We start from the raw sequence: 22,213 nt of genomic DNA on the forward strand, positions 1-22,213 counted from the left end.
TCAGGCGATGACTTTCAAGGGGATGTATTCCTGGCGCTGCGCGCCGGCGATGCGGGCGGCCCAGGGGTCGGGCAAGCCTTCCAGCGCGAACAGCAGCCGCTGGTACAAGGCCTGGCGGTTGGCGGCGTCGTCCACCACCCGCGCTTTGACGTAATCCAGGCCGACGCGGGCGATGTAGCGGACGGTGCGGTCCAGGTAATAGCCTTCCTCGCGGTAGAGCTGCAGGAAGGCGCCGCTGTATTCCTTCACTTCCTCGGCGGTCTTCACCTTGCACAGGAATTGCGCCACCTCGGTCTTGATGCCGCCGTTGCCGCCCACGTACAGCTCCCAGCCGGAGTCCACCGCGATCACGCCCACGTCCTTGATGCCGGCTTCGGCGCAGTTGCGCGGGCAGCCGGACACCGCCAGCTTGACCTTGTGCGGCGCCCACATATTGGCCAGCATGGTTTCCAGGTCTATGCCCATCTGGGTGCTGTTCTGGGTGCCGAAGCGGCAGAATTCGCTGCCGACGCAGGTTTTCACGGTGCGGATGGATTTGCCGTAGGCGTGGCCGGATTGCATGCCCAGGTCTTTCCAGACATCGATCAGGTCTTCCTTGCGGATGCCCAGCAGGTCGATGCGCTGGCCGCCGGTGACCTTGAGCATGGGCACCCGGTATTTGTCGGCCACGTCGGCGATGCGGCGCAGCTCGGCGGCGTTGGTGACGCCGCCCTTCATCTGCGGGATCACCGAGAAGGTGCCGTCCTTCTGGATATTGGCGTGCACCCGCTCGTTGACGAAGCGGCTTTGCGGATCGTCCACCGCCTCGCGCGGCCAGGTGGACAGCAGGTAGTAGTTGATCGCCGGGCGGCAGCTGGCGCAGCCGTTGGGGGTGCGCCATTCCAGGAAGTGGTAGACCGCGGCGTGGTCCAGCAGGCGGTGGTCGCGGATGGCCTTGCGCACCTCGGCGTGGCTGTGATCGGTGCAGCCGCAGACGGCCTTGGTCTTGGGCGCTTCCTGGAAGCTCGCGCCCACGGTGTTCATCAGGATCTGTTCCACCAGGCCGCTGCAGGAGCCGCAGGAGCTGCCGGCCTTGGTGCATTGCTTGACCTCGTCCAGGGTGAACAGGCCGTTCTCCTTGATCGCCTTGACGATGGCGCCCTTGCTGACGCCGTTGCAGCCGCAGACTTCGTCGCCGTCCCGCATGCCGGCGGCGCGGCTCTGGCCTTGGACGCCGACGTCGCCGATGGCGGTTTCGCCGAAGATCAGCCGCTCGCGCAGATCGCCTATCGCACGCTGTTCGCGCAGCAGCTTGAAGTACCAGGCGCCGTCGGCGGTGTCGCCGTACAGGCAGACGCCGATCAGCTTGTCCTCGCGCAGCACCAGTTTCTTGTACAGGCCGCCGGCCGGGTCGGACAGCACGATCTCTTCGCAATCGCCGCCGCCGATGAAGTCGCCGGCGGAGAACAGATCGATGCCGGTGACTTTGAGTTTGGTGGCCATCACCGAGCCCTGGTAGCGGCTGCTGCCCAGTTGGGCCAGATGGTTGGCGCAGACCTTGGCCTGTTCGAACAGCGGCGCCACCAGTCCGTAGCAGACGCCGCGGTGGCTGACGCATTCGCCCACCGCGTAGATGCGCGGGTCGAAGGTCTGCAGCGCGTCGCTGACCACCACGCCGCGCTCGCAGTGCAGGCCGGCGCCGGCGGCCAGCGCGATATTGGGGCGTATGCCCACCGCCATCACCACCAGCTTGGCCTCCAGGGTTTCGCCGTCGGCGAGCTTCGCCGCCGCCACCGCGCCATGGCCGTCGTCCAGCAGCGCGGCGGTCTGGCGGCCCAGCAGGAAGCGCAGGCCGCGCGCTTCCAGCGAGGCCTGCAGCAACTGGGCGGCCGCGGGGTCCAGTTGTCTTTCCAGCAGCCAGTCCGCCAGGTGGACCACGGTGACGTCCATGCCGCGCTGCTTCAGGCCGTAGGCGGCTTCCAGGCCGAGCAGGCCGCCGCCTATCACCACCGCCCGGCCGCCGCCGGCGCTGGCCGCCAGCATGGCTTCGGTGTCGCGGATGTCGCGGTAGCCGATGACGCCGGTGAGCTCGCGGCCCGGCAGCGGCAGCATCACCGGCAGCGAGCCGGTGGCGAGCAGCAGCCTGTCGTAAGGGGCGACGCTGCCGTCGTCGGCGCGCACCAGGCGGCGCGCGCGGTCCAGCTCCACCACGGTCTTGCCGGTGTAAAGGCTGATGCCGCGTTCGGCGTACCAGGCGCGCGGATTGAGCACGATGTCGTCGAAGGTCTGTTCGCCGGCCAGCACCGGCGACAGCTGGATGCGGTTGTAATTGGGGTGCGGCTCGGCGCCGAACACGGTGATGTCGTACAGGTCCGGCGCCAGCGTCAGCAGCTCTTCCACGGTGCGGATGCCGGCCATGCCGTTGCCGACCACCACGAGTTTGGGTTTGGTCATGATGGATGTCCTCGCGGGTTCAGAGCCGGGCGCTGGCGAGAGACCAGCCGGCGCGCCAGCGCTGGCGCAGCCCGGCCAGGCCGGCCCAGCCGGCCAAGGCCAGCGCGGCGTACAGCCACAGTCCGATGGCGTAGCCGCCGCTGGCCTGCTTGATCACGCCCAGGCCGGCCGCCAGCAGGAAGCCGCCGACGCCGCCGGCCATGCCGATCAGGCCGGTGACCGCGCCGATCTCGCCGCCGAAGCGCTGCGGCACCAGCTGGAACACCGCGCCGTTGCCGGCGCCGAGGCAGAGCATGGCCAGCACGAACAGCAGCAGCGCGCCGCCGGCGCCGCCCGCTTCCAGGCCGGCGGCGAACAGCAGCGCCGCCACCGCCAGGTAGACGGCCAGCAGCGAGCGGGTACCGCCGACGCGGTCCGCCAGCACGCCGCCCAGCGGCCGCATCATCGAGCCGGCGAACACGCAGGCGGCGGTATAGAGCCCGGCGGTCTTGGCGTCGAAGCCGAACTGGTCGTGGAAATAGCCGGGCAGCGCGCTGGCGAAGCCGGCGAAACCGCCGAAGGTGATGGCGTAGAACAGCATCAGCCACCAGGCGTCGCGCTGGGCCAGCACCGCCAGATAATCGGCCCAGCGCTTGGGCGGCGGCGCGCCCGGCGCGTCCTTGGCCAGCCGGGCGAACAGCAGCAGCGCCAACAGCAGCGGCAGACAGGCGAGGCCGAACACGTTCTGCCAGCCGAACTGCAGCGCCAGCGCCGGCGCGAACAGCGCCGCCAGCACGGTGCCGGAGTTGCCGGCGCCGGCGATGCCCAGCGCCGTGCCCTGATGCGCCGGCGGATACCAGCGCGAGGCCAGCGGCAGCGCCACGGCGAAGGAGGCGCCGGCCACGCCGAGGAACAGGCCCAGCAGCAGCGCGCCGCCCAGGCTGGAGAGGCCGACGCGCCAGGCGGCGAGCAAGGCGGCGATGACGACGATCTGGGCGATCAGCCCGGTGCGCTTGGCGCCGATGCGGTCCGCCAGCATGCCGACGGCCAGCCGCAGCAGCGCGCCGGCCAGGATGGGAGTGGCCACCATCAGCGCGCGTTCTTGGGTATCCAGGTCCAGCGCGGCGGCGATGGGCACCTGCAGCGGGCCCAGCAGATACCAGACCATGAAGCTGAGGTCGAAGTAGAGAAAGGCGGACAGCAAGGTGGGCTTGTGCCCGGTGTGCCAGAAAGAACGGTCCATGCGAAACTCCTGTGCCGCGAGCGGCCGGGGGCCGGCCAAAATAAAAACGGCGTTCGCTCCTCGGTGATAGCAGGAGCGGACGCCGTTGTCCGTTGCCGTCCCGGCCGCCATTGGCCGGACAAGCATTTGGGGTGGGCGGGGCACGTCTTTGTGCCAGGCCCGGCTTGACTTATGCAAACGCCGTGCCAGCCTCCGCGCGCGGGAAATCCGGGTTTCGCGTGGATTCGCGGCGGGAAGCCGCACCGCGCTGGTGCGAAAATAGCCGGCCGCGCACTGAGTTTGTGCGTTGCAACATGCGGGGCTTAATCAAGCAGACGCTCCGTCGCCGGGTAGCGCGGCCGTCCGTCCCACTCCACGCCGTCGCACAGCCGGCTGCGGCGCTGCGGCCGGGCCGGCGCGGGCAGGCCCAGCGCGTCCGCCGCCTGCCGGTAAAGCCGGCTCTGGCTCACCGCGGCGGCCACGGCCTGCGCGTCCTCGTCGCCGCGCAGCCAGCCCCAGCGCCGGAACTGGTCGATGAACCAGACGCCGTCGGACGGATAGGGATGGTTGACCCGGCCCTGGTCGAAGAAGCGCAGCGCCGACGCGCCGGCGGCGGCCGAGGGCAGGGTGGCGGCGATCAGCGTTTCCGGCAGGGCGATATGCTCCGGCCGCGCCAGCCAGCGCGCCGCCTGGCGGCGGTTTTCGCCGTGCTCCAGCCAGCGGCAGGCCTCCAGCAGCGCCATGATCAGCGCGGCGGCGGCGGCCGGTTCTTCTTGCGCGAAACCACGGCGGCAGAGCAGGGCTTTTTCCGGGTGGCCGGGCCAGATCTCGCCGCTGGCGACGGCGATGCGGCCGGCCTGGCGCGCCGCCGCCTGCTGGTGCCAGGGCTCGCCCGCGCAAAAACCGTCCAGCTGGCCGGCTTCCAGCGCCGCGCCCATCTGCGGCGGCGGAATCACCACCAGGCGCGCGTCGCGCAGCGGGTCCAGGCCTTGCGCCGCCAGCCAGTAATTGAGCCACAACGCGTGGGTGCCGGCGGGAAAGGTGTGCGCCAGCGTCAGCGGCGCGCCGCCTTGGCGGACGCGGCGCGGCAAGGCCTGCTGCGGCGCCGCCGCCAGAGCGTCGGCCAGCGGATGGCTGAGGGTGATGGCCTGGCCGTTCTGGTTCAGCGTCATCAGCAGCGCCATGTCGGCTTGCGGGCCGGCCAGACCCAGCTGCATGCCGTAGGCCAGGCCGTAAAGCGCCGCGGCGGCGTGCAGGCGGCCGTCCAGCAGTTTGTCGCGCACCGCGCTCCACGAAGGCTGGCGCAGCAATTCCAGTTCCAGGCCGTGGCGGCGGTCCAGCCCAAGCTGGCGCGCGACGATCAGCGGCGCGCTGTCGGTCAGCGGCAGATAGCCCAGGCGCAGGCGGTGCGGAATGGTCATGAGGGTTTCCTTGCGGTTCAACCTAGCAGTTCGGCGGCCTGGATCAGTTGCCGGGCGAGGTCGGCGATGCGCAGGCCCTCGCGCATCGCCTGGCGGCGCAGCGCCTGGTAGGCGTCGTTTTCGCTGAGCCGGCGCTTGTCCATCAGAATGCCCTTGGCGCGCTCGATCAGCTTGCGCTCGGCCAGTTGCTGCTCCGCCGCCGCCAGCCGCTGTCGCAGCCGGGCGTCCTCGGCGAAGCGGGCGCGGGCCAGATCGATGATGGGCGCCAACCGCGTCGCGTCGGCCTGGTCCACCACATAGGCCGCCACGCCGGCGTGGACCGCGGCTTCTATGGTGGGCAGATCGCCCTGATCGGCGAACATCACCACCGGGTGTGGCGCGATCTCGCCCAGCAGCGCCAGCTGCTCCAGGGTGTCGCGCGACGGCGACTCGGTGTCCACGATCACCACGTCCGGCCGCAGCCGCTCCACCGCCTGCAGCAGCGCCGCGGCGCTGTCCACTTCGGCGATGATGGCGTAGCCGGCGCGCGCCAGCGCCTGGCGCAGCGAGGCGATGGTTTTGGCGTGGTCGTTGACCAGCAGCAGGCGTAGCGGCGGAGGGGCGGACATTGCAATGCCGATGGAAAGGGATGGATTCGCTGAAGCAAGCGCCGTGCCCAAGGGAAATCTTGATGCGATTTTTAGCGAGGACGTCGCCGGATTGACGCGGCGTTTAGCCGCGATGGCTTATCGTTGAGCGGAGACAAGGCCAATGGACGGGGAGGTGACGCACGGGTGAACAAGAGTCGTTGGCGAGGCCGGCCCCGCTCACGCGGGGCCGGCCAATTTCATTTCAGCTTGATCTTCCAGTTGTCCTCGACGCAGCGCTGGTAGTTGCCGGCTTGCAGCGCGCTGTACGGGGTCTGATAGCTCACCAACTGACACTTGTAGTCATTGCCCCATTTCCAGTCCTGCTCCCAGTAAATATTGTAGGCGGCGGAGCTGGCGGCGCTGAAGCGCTGCATATTGGCGCAGGACAATTGCTCGTTGCCGTAGTCCCAGCCCAGATCGTTGGCGAACTGGCGGTAGTAGTCGATGCGGTTCTGCGCCGCCTGGCGCTCGGTGCCGCCGCCGCATTCCGCGTTGATGATCTGGATGGTGGTGGCGAAGTTGTTGCCGGCGCCGGCCGCCTTGTCCGCGGCATTGGGCACCCAGGTGCCGTCCAGCACGTGCAGCATCGACGGTTTGGGCGGCTGCGGGTAGACGAAGAAGAAGGTGGCCGAGGTCAGATTCAGCCAGGTGGAGGCCACCAGGTCCGGGTTCTGCAGCAGCACCGATTGGTCGCCGTCGTGCATGGCTTGGGAGAAGGGGCCGTAGTTGTAGTTGTAGGACAGCTGCTTGGCGCCGCGGCCGAAGTATTTCTTCCAACTGCCGTCGGCGTTCTTGCCGCAGGTCCATACCTTGTTGAATACCGGATCGGCGCACTCGGTGTTGTAGCCGCAGCCGGGGCCGGTCTCGGCGCAGCCCATCTCACGCAGGTATTTCAGGCCCTGCCGCCATTCCGGCACCGTGTCGCTGCGGTTGTGGTCGCCGGTTTCCTGGGCGAAGTGGGCGAACATGGTGGCCAGGCTGTGGCGGCAGATGGCGTCGCCGTCGCGGCCGTCGCCGTAGTCGTCGCAGATGGCCGGAAACTTGGCGATGGCCTGCAGGAAGCGCTGGTAGCTGTAGCTGGCGTCGCGGCGCGAGAAGTAATACTCCCATTTGGCCGCCGGCAGCAGGCGTTCCACCCGACGCACGTTCAGCGGGTTGGCGGCGCGGCCGGGCGCCACCTGTTCCACTTGGGCGTTGGGCAGGGTGCGGATCGAGGCCTTGACGCTGCGGAAGAAGGGTGTGTCGGTCAGGCTGGCCTCGTATTGCAGTGCCTGTTGCAGCGTGGGCGGCTGTGCCTGGACGGTGGCGGTCTGCGCGGCGGCCTTGGCCGCGGCCGGTGTCCAGCTGCCCCTGGGATTGGCGGCCGGCGTCTCGGCGCGGGTACGCCATTTGGCTTGCCAGTCCTGGCCTTGCCATTGGACCTTTTGTCCGGCTTGATAGACGGTAGCGGCATTCCAGGGCGCGGCCAGGACGGCCTGGCAGGCCAGGCCCAGCAGCAGGGCGGAAAGGGATTTGTGCATGTTGGCTCCTGTTGTCGGGCTGCCGGCGCGGGGGACGCCGCGCGAAATCATCGCAGCCGTTTATGGGGGCCTCGACACACCCGCTGCGCGGTCCGATGGCCTCGCTCAGTCACAGGCTTCTGGCTTTGCCTTGCGCGCAGTCTCGGGGCTTGCGTTCTGATGTCAGAGGACGCGTCTTGCTCTTGAACGGATCGCGGCGGTTTTCGAGGTTGCCCTAGATGGTTTTCTGCCGCGCGCGACGCACGGCATAGATACCACTATGGAACCAATTTTTGATATGTCAAACGACTTTTTGAAGGAGAATGGGATTGACGCGGCCATGCGGCCGGCGCGCGGCTAAGCCGGAAGGGGCGAAGAAAGCGGAAGCGGCCGCGGCGGGCGCCGGGGTGAGATCCCGGACGGGTGCGGCGTTGAGCGTCAATCGGACCGTGGGGCCGTCTCAGGGGCGAGAGGCGTTGATCCAGGCGTCGTGCGGGTAGCTGGCGGAATCCAGGCCCAGTTCCGACGAAAAAGTGACGTGACAGTGACGTCCTACTGCATTGACCGCAATCACGGTAAATGTGATTGCGGCGCTATCGTGTTGTTCGGCGATGTAATCGCCGGGTTTGAGTTCATTGACTCGCAAATGTTGCTCCAGGGCATGACCGCGATAGCGGGTCATGCCGGCAGATCAACGGCGTCGGTTGTGATGGGGGCGAGGCGTGCCGCCGCCGGCCGGCGCCGTCGGATGACGGAAATTGATGCGGCCCTTGGTCAAGTCGTAGGGCGACATCTCTACAGTGACGCGGTCGCCTACCAGTACGCGAATACGGTGCATCTTCATCTTGCCCGAGCCATAGGCCAGGATTTCGACGTTGTTGTCCAGACGCACGCGGAAGCGGGACTCGGGCAACATTTCAATGACAACACCTTCCAGTTCGATCATGTCTTCTTTGGACATTACGATTCCTTTCTAATGCGGTAGGCCAACAGCCACAGCGGCAGTCACATGGACTGCCGCGAGCAGGAGCTATTGGCGCGTCTATTCGGTAACCAAGCTAGGGAGGGGCTGGCTTCACAGGCAGCCCTCAGGCAAGGCGGAGCGTCCAGCAGGCAGCTGCCGGAACGATCAGAAAATCTGAGGCGAACGGTATTATATATCTAACGCACTGATTTGTCAGAAAAATACAAGAATATCTCGGCCAGGGCGCTCATAAGCCAACATGGCGTGGCGGTTTTCACAAAAAAATCAGGGAGATGGATTGGCCGGCCAGGCTGGCCGCTGTGTCGAAAATCTCATCGGCAAGCGGGTTTTTCGCGGCGGAAACTCAGCTGTCGGCGGCGCTGACGCGGCCGCTGCGCATCAACTCGGCCAGTTTGTCCTCCGGCATCGGCCTGGCATAAAGATAGCCCTGGCCGTGCTCGCAGCCGGCGTCCAGCAGGAAGCGGCGCTGGGCCTCGGTTTCCACGCCCTCGGCCACCAGATCCAGCCGCAAGGTCTTGGCCAGCGAGATGATGGCCAGGCTGATGCTGGTTTCGTGTTCGTGGTCGGGCAGGCCCTGCACCAGCGATTGGTCTATCTTCAGCGTTTGCACCGGCAATTGCCGCAGATAGCTGAGCGAGGAGTAGCCGGTGCCGAAGTCGTCTATCGACAGGCTGACGCCCAACTGGCGCAGCTCGCGCAGCACTTTCAGGTGGGCGTCCGGATTGCTCATCACGAAGCGCTCGGTGATTTCCAGTTCGATCTGCCGCGCCGGGATGCGGCAGTCGCGCAGCGCCTGCTTCAGGGTTTGCAGAATGGGCGCGCGCTGGATCTGCGCGCCGGCGATATTGAGGCTGAGCACGCCGGGGGACAGGCCGGCGTCCAGCCAGCGGCGCAGAACGCCGCAGGCGTGGCGGATCAGCCAACTGCCTATGGGAATGATCAGGCCGGTTTCCTCCGCCAGCGGGATGAAGGTGTCCGGCCCGATCAGGCCTTGCGTCGGGTGCTGCCAGCGCAGCAGCGCTTCGGCGCCGGTGAGCACGCCATCTTGCAGGCGGTATTTGGGCTGGAACACCAGGAACAGCTCGCGCCGCTCCAGCGCCAGGCGCAGTTCCTGTTCCTGCTCCACGCGCAGCCGCGCGCGCTGGGTCAGTTCTTCGGTGTAAAAGCGGAAGGCGCCCTTGCCCTCGTTCTTGGCCTGGTACATGGCGGCGTCGGCGTTGCGCATCAGGCTTTCGGCATCCTGGCCGTCGCGCGGGTAGATGCTGATGCCCACGCTGCAACCCACCGTCACCGGTTGGCCCTCTAGCTGGAACGGCCGGGCGCAGGCCTTGACGATCTTGTTGGCGATATCGATGACGGGATTGTCGGCCTTCTGGTTCTCCAGCAGGATCAGGAATTCGTCGCCGCCGATGCGCGCCACGGTGTCGTTGGCGCGCAGGCAGTCCTTGAGCCGGGCGGCCACTTCCACCAGCAAGTAGTCGCCGGCGCCGTGGCCTTGGGTGTCGTTGATCTGCTTGAAATTATCCAGGTCGATGAACAGCACCGCCACGCGGCGGCGCTCGCGCTTGGCGGTTTCGATCGCGTGTTCCAGCCGCGACAGGAACAGCAGCCGGTTGGGCAGGGTGGTCAAGGAGTCGTAATGCGCCAGCTGCGCCATCTCGGCGGCCGATTTCTTGATCTGGGCGATGTCGGAGAACACGCCGACGTAGTTGCGCACCGCGCCGTTCTCGTCGCGCACCACGGTGACGGTGAGCCAGGCCGGCGCCGCGCTGCCGTCCTTGTGGCGGTTCCAGATTTCGCCTTGCCAGCGGCCGCTTTCTTCCACGCTCTGCCACAGCTGGCGGTAGAAGCCGGCATCGTGATGGCCGGAATGCAGCAGGCGCGGCATCTGGCCCAGCAGCTCGGCGCGCGGGTAGCCGGTAATGGCGCAGAAGGCCTGGTTGACGTCGAGAATGCGTTTGTCGGCATCGGCGATCACCACGCCTTCCAGCGTGTGTTCGTAGACGACGGCAGCCTGTTGCAACGCTTGCTCGCGCCGTTTGAATTCATTGATGTCCTGCAGCGTGCCGCTCAGCCGGAGCAGGCGGCCGCCGGCGTCCCGCTCCTGCGCGATGTGATGGCGGACGAAGCGCTCGCGGCCGTCGGGCAGCAGCAGGCGGTGATCCAGTTGCGCGGCCGCGCGGAGGCGCAGCGCCTGACGCAGGGCCCGGCGCAGCAGCGGCCAGTCCGTGGGCGGCAGCAGCGCTGGCAACTGCGCGGCCACGGGCTGGAATTGCGCCGGTTCACGCTGGCACAGCTGGTACAGCTCCGCCGACCAGTGCGGCGCGGCGTCACCGCGCCGCCATTCCCAATAGCCAATCCGCGCCAGGGCCAAGGCCTCGCGTTGACGACGTTGGGCGTCGTCGTGGAATTGGCTGCGCTCCAGGAAGTTGGACAGCATGTCCGCCACCGACTGCAGCATATGCTGCTCTATCCATAGCCAGCTGTGCGGCGCCGGCGCGCTGACCGCCAGCACGCCGCGCCAGCATTGCCGCGGCCGCAGCGTGGCCAATAGCGCGCTGTGGCCGTCGACGCCCAGTAATCGCTCCAGCGCGTCGGCGGTTTCCGGGGACTCGGCGCCGTCGTTCAGCAACAGGGTGCGCTGCTGTCCCAACTGCTGTTCCAGCCAGCACAGCCGGGTGCGGGCGATGGCGGCGGGAGGGCCGGCGGGCTGCGCGTCGCGCCGCCATTCGCGGACAATATTCAACTGCCGGCCATCGGCGTCGATCAGGGCCAGCAGGCAGCGATCCGCGTCCAGGAAGCGTCCCACTCGTTCCAGCAGGGCGCTCATGCGCGACCACAATGTTTCCGCCGGCTGGCTGGCCAATTCGGTGGACAGGCCGGCCAGCTGCGCCAGGATGTCCAGATGGCGGGTCAGCATCCGTTCCGAGGCCAGCCGGTCGGTGGCGTCGCGCAGGGTCAGCAGCAGGCAGTTCCGCGCGTCGATGCGCAGCGGCCGTGAGCGGATGTCGATATGGCCGGCGTCGCCGGACGGACGGCGCAGCGGGGTGGCGGAGATTTGGCTGGGCTTGTCGGCGGGCAGCGTCAGCAGCGGCCGCAGCGCCTCGGTCAGCCCGCTGTCCGGGGCCAGCGCCGCCAGCGGCAGCGGGCAGGGCGGCGCGCTGCCGCCGCCCAGCAGTTCCATCAGCGCGGCGTTCACGTACAAGACTTGCTGGCTGGCGTGGTCCAGCAGCAGCACCGCGTCTTCCAACTGCTCCAGCATCGCCTGCGCTTGCGGCGGAGCGGAGGCCTGGCTCAACTGCGTGCCCAGGCCGCGTGTCATGTCGGTCAGCCACTGCCGCGCCTGCCGCCCGGCCGCCGAATCCAGCGGCGGTTCCGGCCGCGCGGCCAGCGCGGACAGCATTTGCGTCTCGTCGATGGCGTGGCGCAATGCGTATTCGCGCAGCTGTTCCAGTTGCCGCAGCAGGCTGTCCAGCGACGCGCCGGCGGCGAAAGCGGCATCGTAGCGTTTCAGCAAATCGCGGAGACGGCGCTGGTGTTTGCCTGCGGCGCTTCCGCTTACGGCGGCGGGTTTCTTGGTCGTCGGCATGGCTTCCTCACTGCGCTCGCGCCCAAGGCGGATGCGGCCAGTCACTGATTCATTGTTGGGTATGGATTTCAAAAAGGCCAACTACTTAATAGCAATATCGGGGGTGCATAAAAATGGCCCGCCAAAAATGCCCGCGTTGATGTGGGAGATATTCGACGAGCCCCGGATTTTGAATGGCTGCTAAGTATTTTCCGGTTTTGCTGAATGTAGGCTGCCGCGCTATATCGCAACTGTCGGCGCTGTCCGGGGTTTGCGCTGGCGATATTCGGAGCGAGGAGAGCGCATGGTTTGACGATGGAGGCGTGTTTGGCAGGGTGTTGGCGTTGAAAGGCGATGACGGTGAACGCAGGCCGCAACGGCCGCGTCGCGGCGTCGCTTATTCGCTTTTTATTGACGGACTTTCTTCTAGAATGAGTACAGGCTCCACCCGTTGACACTCTGCGCGGCACTCACAGCCGGCAGCCTGATTCTGGTACTCGTGATGAATGTGATAACCCCGCCGTTTTTTGGGCAGCAGGGTTTTAGCCTGCGGCCAATCGAAGTATTGGACATCCCGGACTGGTACGAATATCTGCGTTCGCCCGAGATGATGGCATATCAGGGCTGGCAAGTGCGCTCGGCGGCGGATCTGGCGCCGTTGATACAGGTTTGCCGTTCCGAGGCGCCCGACTCGCCGTTGCGACTGGCCATCGTCGATGATGAGCTTGGCCGCCTGGCCGGCACCATAGGCCTGGGGGAGGTCTCGCAGCGCAATCGCAGCGCGGAGTTGGACTTTGACCTGGCGCCGGCCTACCGCGGACGCGGCCTGGCCGCAGCAGCGTGCCGCGCGCTGACCGGCTGGGCTTTGGGGCCCTGCGGCCTGTTCCGGTTGCAAGCGGTGGTGTGGGATGGCAATTCGCGCGCGCAACAGGTGCTGCGCGGCTGCGGCTTTCAGTTGGAAGGCCGGCTGCGCGCTTACCGCCAGCTTGGAGACAAGCCGGGCGATTTCCTGATGTTCTCGCGCTTGGCCAGCGATCCTGCGCCGGATGCCAAGCAATCCTGAACCAGATGAGGAGTTCGAAGCCGCTAGCCACTGGCCGCCGCAAGGCGGCCTTGTCTTTTTTGGGGCCATGCCCGCGCGGGTTGTGAATGTATCTGCTTGCGCGCGCTAGGTATTTCCACGGTTTGACATGGGTATGACGGCCTCCATAAATAATTAGGGGGCGGGCGCGCCGATGGCAAGTGGATGACACGAGTGGAAAGGTTGCTGCATGTTCAATATGGCGTTGAAACGTAAATTGCAGGATACGGTGGCGGAACTACATAAGCAGCAGGGCGTGCTGCAGGCGATAGACCGCTCGATGGCGGTGATCGAGTTTTCGCCGGACGGCGTGGTCCGTTCGGTCAATGCCAATTTCGAGCAGGCGATGGGCTATCGGGCCAGCGAGGTGGTGGGCCAGCATCATCGCCTGTTTTGCCCGGCGGACTTTGTGAGCAGCGCCGAGTACGCCCAATTCTGGAACCGTTTGAAGCAAGGACATTTCGTCAGCGACCGCTTCAAGCGGGTGACCAAGAACGGGGACATCGTGTGGCTGGAAGCCAGCTACAACCCGGTGCGCGACGAAACCGGCCAAGTGGTGGCGGTGGTCAAGTTCGCCTTGGACGTGACCAAGTCGGTGCAGACCGAACTGGAAGCGCGCAACACCATGAAGGCGGTCAGCCGTTCCATGGCGGTGATCGAGTTCTCCATCGACGGCATCGTGCTGCGCGCCAACAGCAATTTCCTGAACACGGTGGGCTATGGCGAGCAGGAAATCATCGGCCAGCACCATCGCATCTTCTGCGCGCCGGAATTCGTCAACAGCCCGGCTTATGCCGAACTGTGGCAGCGTTTGAACCAGGGCATCTTCATCGCCGGCAAGTTCGAGCGCCGCGACAAGCAGGGCAGGCCCATCTGGCTGGAGGCCAGCTACAACCCCATCGTCAATGACGAGGGCGAGGTCTACAAGGTGATCAAGTTCGCGCTGGACATCACCGAGGAAGAAGAAGCGGCGCAGCGCGATCTGGGCCTGGTCAAAGAAGCGCACCGCTTGTCCGCCGCCTCCGACGCGGCCTCGTCGGACGGCCTGGCGGTGATCAAGGACACCATAGGCGAGATGAGCCTGATCGCCGACAGCGCCGAGCGCTCGGTCAAGATCATCGAGGACCTGGATGCCAAGACCCTGCGCATCACCTCCATCGTCAACACCATTCACGAGATCGCCGACCAGACCAATCTGTTGGCGCTGAACGCTGCGATAGAAGCGGCGCGCGCCGGTGAACAGGGCCGCGGCTTCGCGGTGGTGGCCGACGAAGTGCGCAAGCTGGCGGAGCGCACCAATGCCTCCACCAAGGAAGTAGCCGGCATGATAGACGACATCCGCAACGGCACCTCCTCCGCCAGCGAGAGCATCCATGAAATGCAGATCAAGGCGAGGATGGGCGAGGAGCACGCCGGCGTGGCCAGCACCTCCATCGACCAGATCCGCAGCAGCACCGCCCAGCTGAGCGAGGTGGTCAGCCATTTTTCCGCGGTGCAGGCGCAGAAAACGCCTTAAAAACTGGCTCGAAGCCGCGGCCTGCGCCCATCCCCCGCTAGGAGGATGGGCGTTCGTCTTTCAGGCCATGCCGCTTACTCTACGCCGTCCGCGATGGACCACAGGAAGTCGGTTTGCAGATTGCCCTTGAACATGGGCGCATTGCGCGGGATGTAGAAATTGGTGGCGTAGCCTATCCGCTTGACCGCGCTGTCCATCTTCACCGAGGCGCCGGAGTGGCAGGTCATGCAATTGCTCTGTATGCCCAGGGTGCCCCTGAAAGTGGCCTTGGTCTTGGGGTTGTAAATGCCCACGTTCAGCGGCGGCGGGGGCTGGAAGACGCTGCTGTCGAAACGGGCCTCCAGATAGGGGTTGTACACCGTGACCGGCGAGCCAACGCTCTTGCCGCCGTTCACCGGCTGGTTGGGCGCCACCATCTGGTAGCCGATGGACATCGCGTAATGCGCCGCCGGCCAGGGCAGTTGCGCCGGACGCGCCTGGGCCACGGCGACGGAGCTGGGCAGCGGCGGCTTGGCCGGGGCCGGCGTCCAGAAGAAGGTTTGCCAGGTCCATTCCGTCATCTCGCGCGAGGTGACGTGCATCGCCATCAGGATCAGGGTATCGCCGGGCTCCACCGGCTGTTTCAACTGGTTTTGCGCCAGGCTGGAAAACAGGGCGGCGTTGGCGGCGGTGACCGGGATGCGGATGAAGTCGCCCAGGCCGAAGGTATTGGCGGCGCTGGGGCTGCTACAGGAAGCATCCACGCTCTGAGCCGTGGAGCGGCCTGGGTTCTTGGCGTCGATGTAGACGCAGCCGGGCCAGGCCTCCTCCGGAAAGCCGCCGCCTTGCATCGCCGGCGTCGGCTTGGGCGTACCGGGCCAGGCCGGCATCACATACAAGGAGGTGCCCGGAATCATATTGGCCTTGCTGACCAGCTTGTATACCGGCTTGACGGTGACGGCGGTGCTTGGGAAGGCCGGAATCGACGCGTTGCCGGCCTGGTAGAGCTTGGTCAGCGCCGTCTTGGAAAACAGCTGGTTCTTGCTGGCGAAGGCGGCGGCGCTCGGATCGTAGCCCACCATTTCAAACGAGGAGGTGTCGCGCACGCCGCGGGCGGATTGGTCCTGGCTTTGGCTCAGCGCCGCCAGCCGCGCCTGCAGCTTCTCCATGAAGCCGGGAATGCGCATGAACTGGCGCGGCACGCGCAGCCGCATCTGGCGCGGAGCCGCCGCCACGGCCGACGTCGCGTTGGCCGCCGCGTCCGCGGGCAGGGCGGCCACCTCTTCCGGCGTCAGCCAGGTCAGGTAGACCGGCGCGTTGGCGAGCCCGTACTCGGTCTGGCCGCTGGGCGTGGTCAGCGCGGCCCACAAGCCCCAGCCGTGGCGGTGGATATTGCGGACATGAGCGGCGCTGGGCTGATTGATCCACTGCATCAGCGTGGATTCCGGTTCCGGGAACTGGTAGCCGGGGATGCCGGGATTGGGCAGCGGCACCGGCTGCGCGGCGGCGTAGCCTGTCAGCAGCAGGCCGGCGAGCAGGGACAATTCATGGCGTTTCATCACGAGGTCTCCAAACGGGGTCTTCAACTGGGCGGGGAGGCCGCTGGCCTCTGCCCTGGTGTTGGCGTCAATTCGGCATGCGCAAGCCGCATGCTGCCCAGTTATAGCCATACGGAATATCATGGTTAGCCATTATTAAGGTCAGTGGAGCAGGCTGGAGGGCTTGAAAATAGCCGCTTTTCAATGCCAATGGTCTGTTTTGAAATCGTAGTGATCCGGACTTGATCAAGGTCTATTAGCAGATGCTGTTAATCCCCTATAACAGCGGAAAACAATGGCTAATAGGGACAAGATCATGTGGGTTTTCTGGATACAATTCGCGCTGCTGCTGACGGCGATACTGATGGGCATACGCCGCGGCGGCGTGGCCTTGGGCATGATAGGCGGGCTGGGCGTGGCGGTGCTGTGCTTCGTGTTCCGCGTGGCGCCGGCGGAGCCGCCCATCACCGTGATGCTGATCATCCTGGCGGTGGTCACCGCCTCGGCCACGCTGCAAGTGGCCGGCGGCCTGGACTTCCTGGTGCAGCAGGCGGAGCGGCTGATGCGCCGCCATCCGCAGCAAATCACCTTCCTGGCGCCGCTGTCCACCTTCCTGCTCACCATGTGCGTGGGCACCGGTCATGCGGTGTATTCGCTGCTGCCGGTGATCGCCGACGTGTCGCTGAAAACCCGCATCCGTCCGGAACGGCCTATGGCCATGGCCAGCGTGGCCTCGCAAATGGGCATCACCGCCAGCCCGGCGGCGGCGGCGGTGACCTCGCTGCTGGCGATGACCGCCCACAGCGGCCAGCCGCTGACCCTGTGGCAAATCCTGATGGTGACCGCGCCGTCCGGCCTGCTGGGCGTGCTGGCCGCCGCCAGCTGGAGCCTGCGCCGCGGCGTGGAACTGGACCGCGATCCGGAATTCCTGGCCCGGATGCAAGACCCGGACTTCCGCGCCTCGGTGGAAAAGTCCGTCACCACCCTGGACAAGACCCTGCCGGCGGCGGCGCGGCAATCGGTGGCGCTGTTCTTCTCCGGCATCCTCGTCATCGTGCTGCTGGCCTTGTTTCCGCAATGGCTGCCGGTCAGCCAGGGCAAGCCGGTGCCGATGACCACGGTGGTGCAGTTCGTGATGCTGGCCTTCGGCGCCTTCATCCTGTTCCGTTCCAACGCCAAGGCGGCGGTGATCGCCCGTTCCGAGGTGTTCACCGCCGGCATGATCGCCGTGGTGTCCATCTTCGGCATCGCCTGGATGAGCGATACCTTCGTCAAGGCCAACGAGCCGCTGCTGGTGGCCAATATCAAGGCCATGGTGGCCTACGCGCCGTGGACCTTCGCGCTAGCGATGTTCGCCGTATCCGCCTTCGTCAAGAGCCAGGCCGCCACGCTCACCATCATGGTGCCCTTCGGTCTGGCGCTGGGCCTGAGCCCGCATCAGCTGCTGGCCATCATGCCCTCCTGCTACGCCTATTTCTTCTTCGCCTTTTATCCCAGCGACCTGGCGGCCATCAATATGGACCGCAGCGGCACCACCCGCATCGGCAAATACCTGCTCAACCACAGCTTCATGATGCCGGGGCTGATAGGGGTGGGGGTGTCCACGCTGGCGGCGTACGGATTGACGCATTTGTACTTCTAAGTGAGGAAAGCTTGTGGAAACTTACCAAGCAGACATCGTGATCGTGGGAGCGGGGGGCGCGGGCTTGCGCGCCGCCATCGCCGCCGCCCAGGCGGACCCTGCCTTGCGCATCGCGCTGGTGTCCAAGGTCTACCCGATGCGCAGCCACACCGTGGCGGCCGAGGGCGGCTCCGCCGGGGTCAAGCAGGCGCATGACAGCTTCGACGCCCATTTCAACGACACCGTGTCCGGCGGCGACTGGCTGTGCGAGCAGGACGTGGTGGAATACTTCGTTAGCCAGTGCCCGGAGGAAATGGTGCAGCTGGAACACTGGGGCTGCCCGTGGAGCCGCAAGGAGGACGGCAGCGTCAATGTGCGCGCCTTTGGCGGCATGAAGATAGAGCGCACCTGGTTCGCCGCCGACAAGACCGGCTTCCACATGCTGCACACCCTGTTCCAGACCTCGATCCGCTTCCCGTCCATTCGCCGTTTCGACGAATACTTCTGCGCCGACCTGATCGTGGAAGACGGCGAGGCGCGCGGTGTGCTGGCGATAGACATCGCCAGCGGCGACAGCTTGTTGATCGAGGCCGGCGCGGTGGTGATGGCCACCGGCGGCGCCGGCCGCGTGTTCCGCGAGAACACCAACGGCGGCATCGTCACCGGCGACGGCATGGCGCTGGCCTACCGCCACGGTGTGCCACTGCGCGATATGGAATTCGTGCAATACCACCCCACCTGCATGCCCGGCACCGGCCTGTTGTTCACCGAGGCCTGCCGCGGCGAAGGCGGCCTGTTGGTCAACAAGGACGGCTACCGCTATCTGCAGGACTACGGCCTGGGCCCGGCCGAGGACAAGCCGCGCAATAAATTCATGGAGCTGGGCCCGCGCGACCGCCTGAGCCAGGCCTTCTGGTACGAGCAGCAGCAGGGCCGCACCGTGGAAGGCCCGTGGGGCTCCGCGGTATATCTGGACCTGCGCCACCTGGGCCACGCCAAGCTGCGCGAACGGCTGCCGCAAATCTGCGAGCTGGCCGAGGAATTCCTGGGCATAGACCCGGCCAAGGCGCCGATTCCGGTGCGGCCGGCGGTGCACTACACCATGGGTGGCATCCTGGTGGACGGCCGCTGCGCCGCGCCCATGCCCGGCCTGTTCGCCGCCGGCGAATGCTCCAGCGTCGGCATCCACGGCGCCAACCGCCTGGGCTCCAACTCGCTGGCGGAACTGTCGGTGTTCGGCAAGGTGGCCGGCGAAGAAGCCGCCCGCTGCGCGCGATCGCGCCGTCCGGCGCGGCGCGAGGCCTTGAAACAGCAGGCCGAGGCCGCCGAGGCGCGCCTGCACGCGCTGCGCGCGCGCGAAGGCGGCGAACGCATCGCCGAACTGCGTCGCGAAATGGCGGAAACCATGGAAGCCGGCTGCGGCATCTACCGCTTGGAAGCCTCGATGCAGGCCACTTGCGACAAGCTGGCGGAACTGAAACAGCGCTTCCGCAATGTGCACGTGGAAGACAAATCCAGCGTCTGGAACAGCGACTGGCTGCTGGCCATCGAGCTGGGCTACCAGCTGGATGTGGCCGAGGCGATGGCGCATTCCGCGCTGCAACGCCGCGAATCGCGCGGCGCCCACCAGCGGCTGGACGGCTGCGAGCAGCGCGACGACGTCAACTTCCTCAAGCACAGCCTCGCCGTCTACCAGGGCGCGGACGCGCCGCGCATAGACTACGGCGCGGTGAAGATCACCAAATCGCAGCCGGCGGTGCGCGCCTACGGCGCCGCCGGCCTGGCGGCGGAAGCCGCGGCCAAGGAGGGCAAGGCATGAGCGAACAGACTATGACGGAACAGACCAAGACCATAGCGGTGATGCGCTACCGGCCGGAGCAAGACAGCGAGCCGTGGCTGCAACACTTTGAAGTGCCGTACCGCGACGACATGTCGGTGCTGCAGGCGCTGCAATACATCCGCGACTACCTGGACGGCGGCCTGGCCTTCCGCTGGTCCTGTCGCCAGGCGATTTGCGGCAGCTGCGGCATGATGGTGGACGGCGTGCCCAAGCTGGCCTGCAAGACCTTTCTGCGCGACTACCCCGGCGTGGTGCGCATCGAGGCGCTGAACCACTTCCCGATAGAACGAGATCTGGTGGTGGTGCTGGACGACTTCATCGCCAAGCTGGAAAGCATCCAGCCCTATATCGTGCCCAAGGAAGACAAGCCGCTGTCCGACGGCGAATACCTGCAAACCCCGGCGCAGATGGACTGGTACGCCCAGTTCAGCAGCTGCATCAACTGCCTGCTGTGCTATGCCGCCTGCCCGCAGTACGGCTTGGACGACAAGTTCCTGGGGCCGGGCGCCATCGCGCTGCTGCACCGCTACAACATGGACAGCCGCGACGGCGCGGCCGAAGAGCGGATGGAACTGCTGGCCACGCAGGAAGGCGTGTTCAACTGCACCGCGGTGGGTTATTGCTCCGAGGTCTGCCCCAAGGTGGTGGACCCGGCCAATGCGGTCAACCTCAACAAGACGGCGGTGGCCAGGGATTACTTCCTGCGCTTCGCCCGGCCCAAGGGGAAGTGCAAATGAGCAAGCGCAAACCGTATGTCCGGCCAATGGAAGGCTGGTGGCGCAAGAATCCTTACTTCATCGAGTACATGATCCACGAAGGCACGGCGCTGTTCGTCGCCGGCTACGCGCTGACCCTGCTGTGCGGGTTGTGGCGGCTGAGCCAGGGCGAGGCGGCCTGGAGCGGCTACATCTCCGCGCTGCAAAGCGCGCCGGCCTTGCTGCTGCACGCGGCGGCGCTGGCGATGATCGCCTACCACAGCTACACCTGGTTCAAGATCATGCCGCGCACGCTGCCGCCGCTGACCCTGGCCGGACGGCGAGTGTCCGCCTTGGCCATCACCGCCGGCGGCCTGGCCGCCGCCGTGGTGTGCAGCGCCGCGCTCTTGATGCTGGTATGGGGGATGACGGCATGAAACCGGGATTGAAACGTTCTCACGCGCCCATTTTCTGGGGCTTGTTCGGCGCCGGCGGCATGCTGGCCGCCCTGTTCGGGCCGATGCTGGTGTTCATCACCGGCATCGCCGCGCCGCTGGGCTGGTTGCCGGACGGCGCCGCCGATTACGCCACGCTGCAGGCGCTGGCGCAAAGCCTGATCGGCAAGGCGCTGCTGTTCGGCCTGATCGCCCTGCTGCTGTGGCACGCGGCGCACCGCATCTACCACAGCCTGCACGATGTCGGCATCCACGGCGGGCCGCTGGCCAAGGCCTGCACCTATGGGGTGGCGGCGCTGGGTACGCTGGCGGCGGCGGGGCTGTTGCTGGCGGTGGGGTTCTGAACGGCTTGTGGCCGGGAGTGAAACGATAGGCTAGGACGGCGCTTTGCGGCGCCGTCCTTTCTTTGCCCGTAGCAGGCGGATCAGCGCCCCATGCTCACCACCCACAAAAGGGGAAGCAGCAGAAACAATAGAGTGAAGCCGAACTGGGCTCCGGCCGTGCGCCGGCGCAGCTTCCAGAACACCAAGCAAGTCAGCGCCAGCCAGCCTACGATGCCAAACAGCGCCAGATTGACCATGAAGGCGCCCATGCTGCCCATATCGGCCAGACAGCATTCGGACAAGAGCAAGAGGGCGGGCAGGAGCGAGGCGGCGCGGAGATAGGACATTTGAGTGGCTTATTGGGGGTGAATCGCACATTTTGCATCAAGACCGCGGCTTTGCCCACCGTTCAGCGCAGGCCTGCGTGGACGCGGCGTCCGCGCCGCTGGCAATGACCGGGATAATCGCGGGTGCCCGCTAGCCCGCCGTCTCGCGCTCGCGCAAAAAATCGATGAAGGCGCGCACCTTGGCCGACACATGGCGGGTGCGCGGGTAGAGCGCGTGGATGCCTTGCTGCGGGAAGCCGTGATCGGGCAGCAGCCGGCAAAGCCGGCCGGCTTGCAGATCGGCCTTGACCAGCCAGTCCGGCAGCAGGGCCACGCCTAGGCCGGCCAGCGCATAGGCGCGCAGAATGGACGCGCTGTCCGAGCTCAGCCGCGGCTGGCCATGCTGGCGCCAGGCTTCTTGGCCGCCGTCCGGCGTATCCACCAGCCAGGGCTGGGCGTGCTTGAGCCGGCTGTGTCCCAGCCAGGGCAGCCGGCTCAGCGCGGCCAGGTCGCGGATGTCCCCGTCCGGCCGCTGCGCCAGCAGGGCCGGCGCCGCCACCGGGAAAATATCGAACTGGGCCAGCGGCACCGCGTGCAGATCGGTTTCCGGCAGGCGGCCCAGGCGAATGGCGACGTCGAAGCGTTCGGCGATCAGATCGGCGTGCAGCGAGGAGGTGGACAACTGCAGTTGCAGCGCCGGGTGGCGCAGGGCGAAGCGCTCGATCGCCGGGGCTATCCTGGCCAGGCCGTATTCCAGCGTGGCGGTGACGCGCAGCGCGCCGCTCAACTCCCCGTGTTCGGTGCGGGCGTCGTCTATTGCCAGCCGCGCTTGCTCCAGCATGTCGGCGCAGCGCTGATAGAAGCGCGCGCCGGCGTCGGTCAGCGCCAGGCTGCGGGTATTGCGGATCAACAGCGCGACGCCGATTTCCTGCTCCAGGCGCTTGATATTGAAGCTGACCACGGCGCGGGTTTGGCCCAGCGCGGCGGCGGCGGCGGTGAAGGAGCCGGCGTCCACCACGGCCTTGAAGGTTTCAAAGCGATCCAGACTGACCATGGCATTGCCCGTCATTGTCAAAAATGGTTTGACAGTTTAGCCGTGGCTA

General features: G+C 66.4%; 17 protein-coding genes and 1 pseudogene. 7 read left to right on the forward strand and 11 right to left on the reverse strand.

All coding sequences use genetic code 11. The features are described from left to right. The 8 genes and pseudogenes from nirB to VI26_RS23185 all read right to left on the reverse strand — a co-directional run bounded on the left by nirB (position 1) and on the right by VI26_RS23185 (position 11,757). A complete protein-coding gene (gene nirB / locus VI26_RS07750; RefSeq protein WP_048409168.1) occupies positions 1-2,433 on the reverse strand; it encodes a nitrite reductase large subunit NirB in 2,433 nt (810 codons plus the stop codon). Positions 2,434-2,452: 19 nt separating this feature from the next. Further along, a complete protein-coding gene (locus tag VI26_RS07755; RefSeq protein ID WP_048409169.1) occupies positions 2,453-3,655 on the reverse strand; it encodes an MFS transporter in 1,203 nt (400 codons plus the stop codon). Between the two features lie 302 nt (positions 3,656-3,957). Beyond that, on the reverse strand, positions 3,958-5,055 hold the full coding sequence (locus tag VI26_RS07760) for a CmpA/NrtA family ABC transporter substrate-binding protein (RefSeq protein WP_048409170.1): 1,098 nt from the start codon (positions 5,053-5,055) through the stop codon (positions 3,958-3,960). 17 nt (positions 5,056-5,072) lie between these two features. Next, positions 5,073-5,663 (reverse strand): ANTAR domain-containing response regulator, encoded by a 591-nt coding sequence (locus tag VI26_RS07765; protein ID WP_048409171.1) that lies wholly within the window; start codon positions 5,661-5,663, stop codon positions 5,073-5,075. Between the two features lie 218 nt (positions 5,664-5,881). Continuing rightward, a complete protein-coding gene (locus VI26_RS07770) occupies positions 5,882-7,204 on the reverse strand; it encodes a glycoside hydrolase family 19 protein (protein WP_156183794.1) in 1,323 nt (440 codons plus the stop codon). A 439-nt stretch (positions 7,205-7,643) separates the two neighbouring features. After that, positions 7,644-7,865, reverse strand: coding sequence for a hypothetical protein (locus VI26_RS07775; protein ID WP_048409173.1), 222 nt, complete (start codon positions 7,863-7,865; stop codon positions 7,644-7,646). A gap of 66 nt (positions 7,866-7,931) precedes the next feature. Further along, positions 7,932-8,144: pseudogene (gene infA, locus VI26_RS07780) on the reverse strand (translation initiation factor IF-1); the annotation flags it as partial. A gap of 367 nt (positions 8,145-8,511) precedes the next feature. Beyond that, positions 8,512-11,757 carry an EAL domain-containing protein gene (locus tag VI26_RS23185; protein WP_156183795.1) on the reverse strand — a complete coding sequence of 1,082 codons (3,246 nt, stop codon included), beginning with the start codon at positions 11,755-11,757 and terminating at the stop codon, positions 8,512-8,514. A 481-nt stretch (positions 11,758-12,238) separates the two neighbouring features. Between VI26_RS23185 and VI26_RS07790 the strand changes: the two genes are divergently transcribed. Together VI26_RS07790 and VI26_RS07795 are read left to right on the forward strand one after the other, a co-directional pair. Beyond that, positions 12,239-12,799, forward strand: a complete 561-nt coding sequence (locus VI26_RS07790; protein WP_048409174.1) for a GNAT family N-acetyltransferase — start codon at positions 12,239-12,241, stop codon at positions 12,797-12,799. Between the two features lie 217 nt (positions 12,800-13,016). Further along, the gene (locus VI26_RS07795) at positions 13,017-14,333 is read left to right on the forward strand and encodes a PAS domain-containing methyl-accepting chemotaxis protein (RefSeq protein ID WP_231580974.1); all 1,317 of its coding nucleotides are present in this window, start codon (positions 13,017-13,019) and stop codon (positions 14,331-14,333) included. 74 nt (positions 14,334-14,407) lie between these two features. Here the strand turns inward: VI26_RS07795 and VI26_RS07800 are convergent, their stop codons facing one another. After that, a complete protein-coding gene (locus VI26_RS07800) occupies positions 14,408-15,871 on the reverse strand; it encodes a hypothetical protein (RefSeq protein ID WP_048409176.1) in 1,464 nt (487 codons plus the stop codon). A gap of 295 nt (positions 15,872-16,166) precedes the next feature. Here VI26_RS07800 and VI26_RS07805 point away from each other — a divergent pair, with 295 nt between their 5' ends. From VI26_RS07805 to frdD, 5 genes are read left to right on the forward strand one after another with little or no spacing between them, the layout of a single operon-like run. Next, the gene (locus VI26_RS07805) at positions 16,167-17,492 is read left to right on the forward strand and encodes an anaerobic C4-dicarboxylate transporter (RefSeq protein ID WP_048409177.1); all 1,326 of its coding nucleotides are present in this window, start codon (positions 16,167-16,169) and stop codon (positions 17,490-17,492) included. A 13-nt stretch (positions 17,493-17,505) separates the two neighbouring features. Continuing rightward, positions 17,506-19,290 (forward strand): fumarate reductase (quinol) flavoprotein subunit, encoded by a 1,785-nt coding sequence (frdA, locus tag VI26_RS07810; RefSeq protein WP_048409178.1) that lies wholly within the window; start codon positions 17,506-17,508, stop codon positions 19,288-19,290. Further along, positions 19,287-20,048, forward strand: a complete 762-nt coding sequence (locus VI26_RS07815; RefSeq protein WP_369799198.1) for a succinate dehydrogenase/fumarate reductase iron-sulfur subunit — start codon at positions 19,287-19,289, stop codon at positions 20,046-20,048. The genes frdA and VI26_RS07815 overlap by 4 nt, the downstream gene beginning before the upstream one ends. Next, positions 20,045-20,443 (forward strand): fumarate reductase, encoded by a 399-nt coding sequence (locus VI26_RS07820; protein WP_048409179.1) that lies wholly within the window; start codon positions 20,045-20,047, stop codon positions 20,441-20,443. The genes VI26_RS07815 and VI26_RS07820 overlap by 4 nt, the downstream gene beginning before the upstream one ends. A gap of 8 nt (positions 20,444-20,451) precedes the next feature. Further along, complete coding sequence (gene frdD, locus VI26_RS07825) at positions 20,452-20,805, forward strand: fumarate reductase subunit FrdD (RefSeq protein ID WP_048409180.1); 354 nt, start codon at positions 20,452-20,454, stop codon at positions 20,803-20,805. Between the two features lie 80 nt (positions 20,806-20,885). Here the strand turns inward: frdD and VI26_RS07830 are convergent, their stop codons facing one another. Beyond that, complete coding sequence (locus tag VI26_RS07830) at positions 20,886-21,131, reverse strand: hypothetical protein (protein WP_048409181.1); 246 nt, start codon at positions 21,129-21,131, stop codon at positions 20,886-20,888. Positions 21,132-21,261: 130 nt separating this feature from the next. Continuing rightward, the gene (locus VI26_RS07835; protein ID WP_048409231.1) at positions 21,262-22,164 is read right to left on the reverse strand and encodes a LysR family transcriptional regulator; all 903 of its coding nucleotides are present in this window, start codon (positions 22,162-22,164) and stop codon (positions 21,262-21,264) included. Positions 22,165-22,213 lie beyond the last annotated feature (49 nt).

This window comes from Chromobacterium sp. LK1, assembly GCF_001043555.1.
Taxonomy (GTDB): Bacteria; Pseudomonadota; Gammaproteobacteria; order Burkholderiales; family Chromobacteriaceae; genus Chromobacterium; species Chromobacterium aquaticum.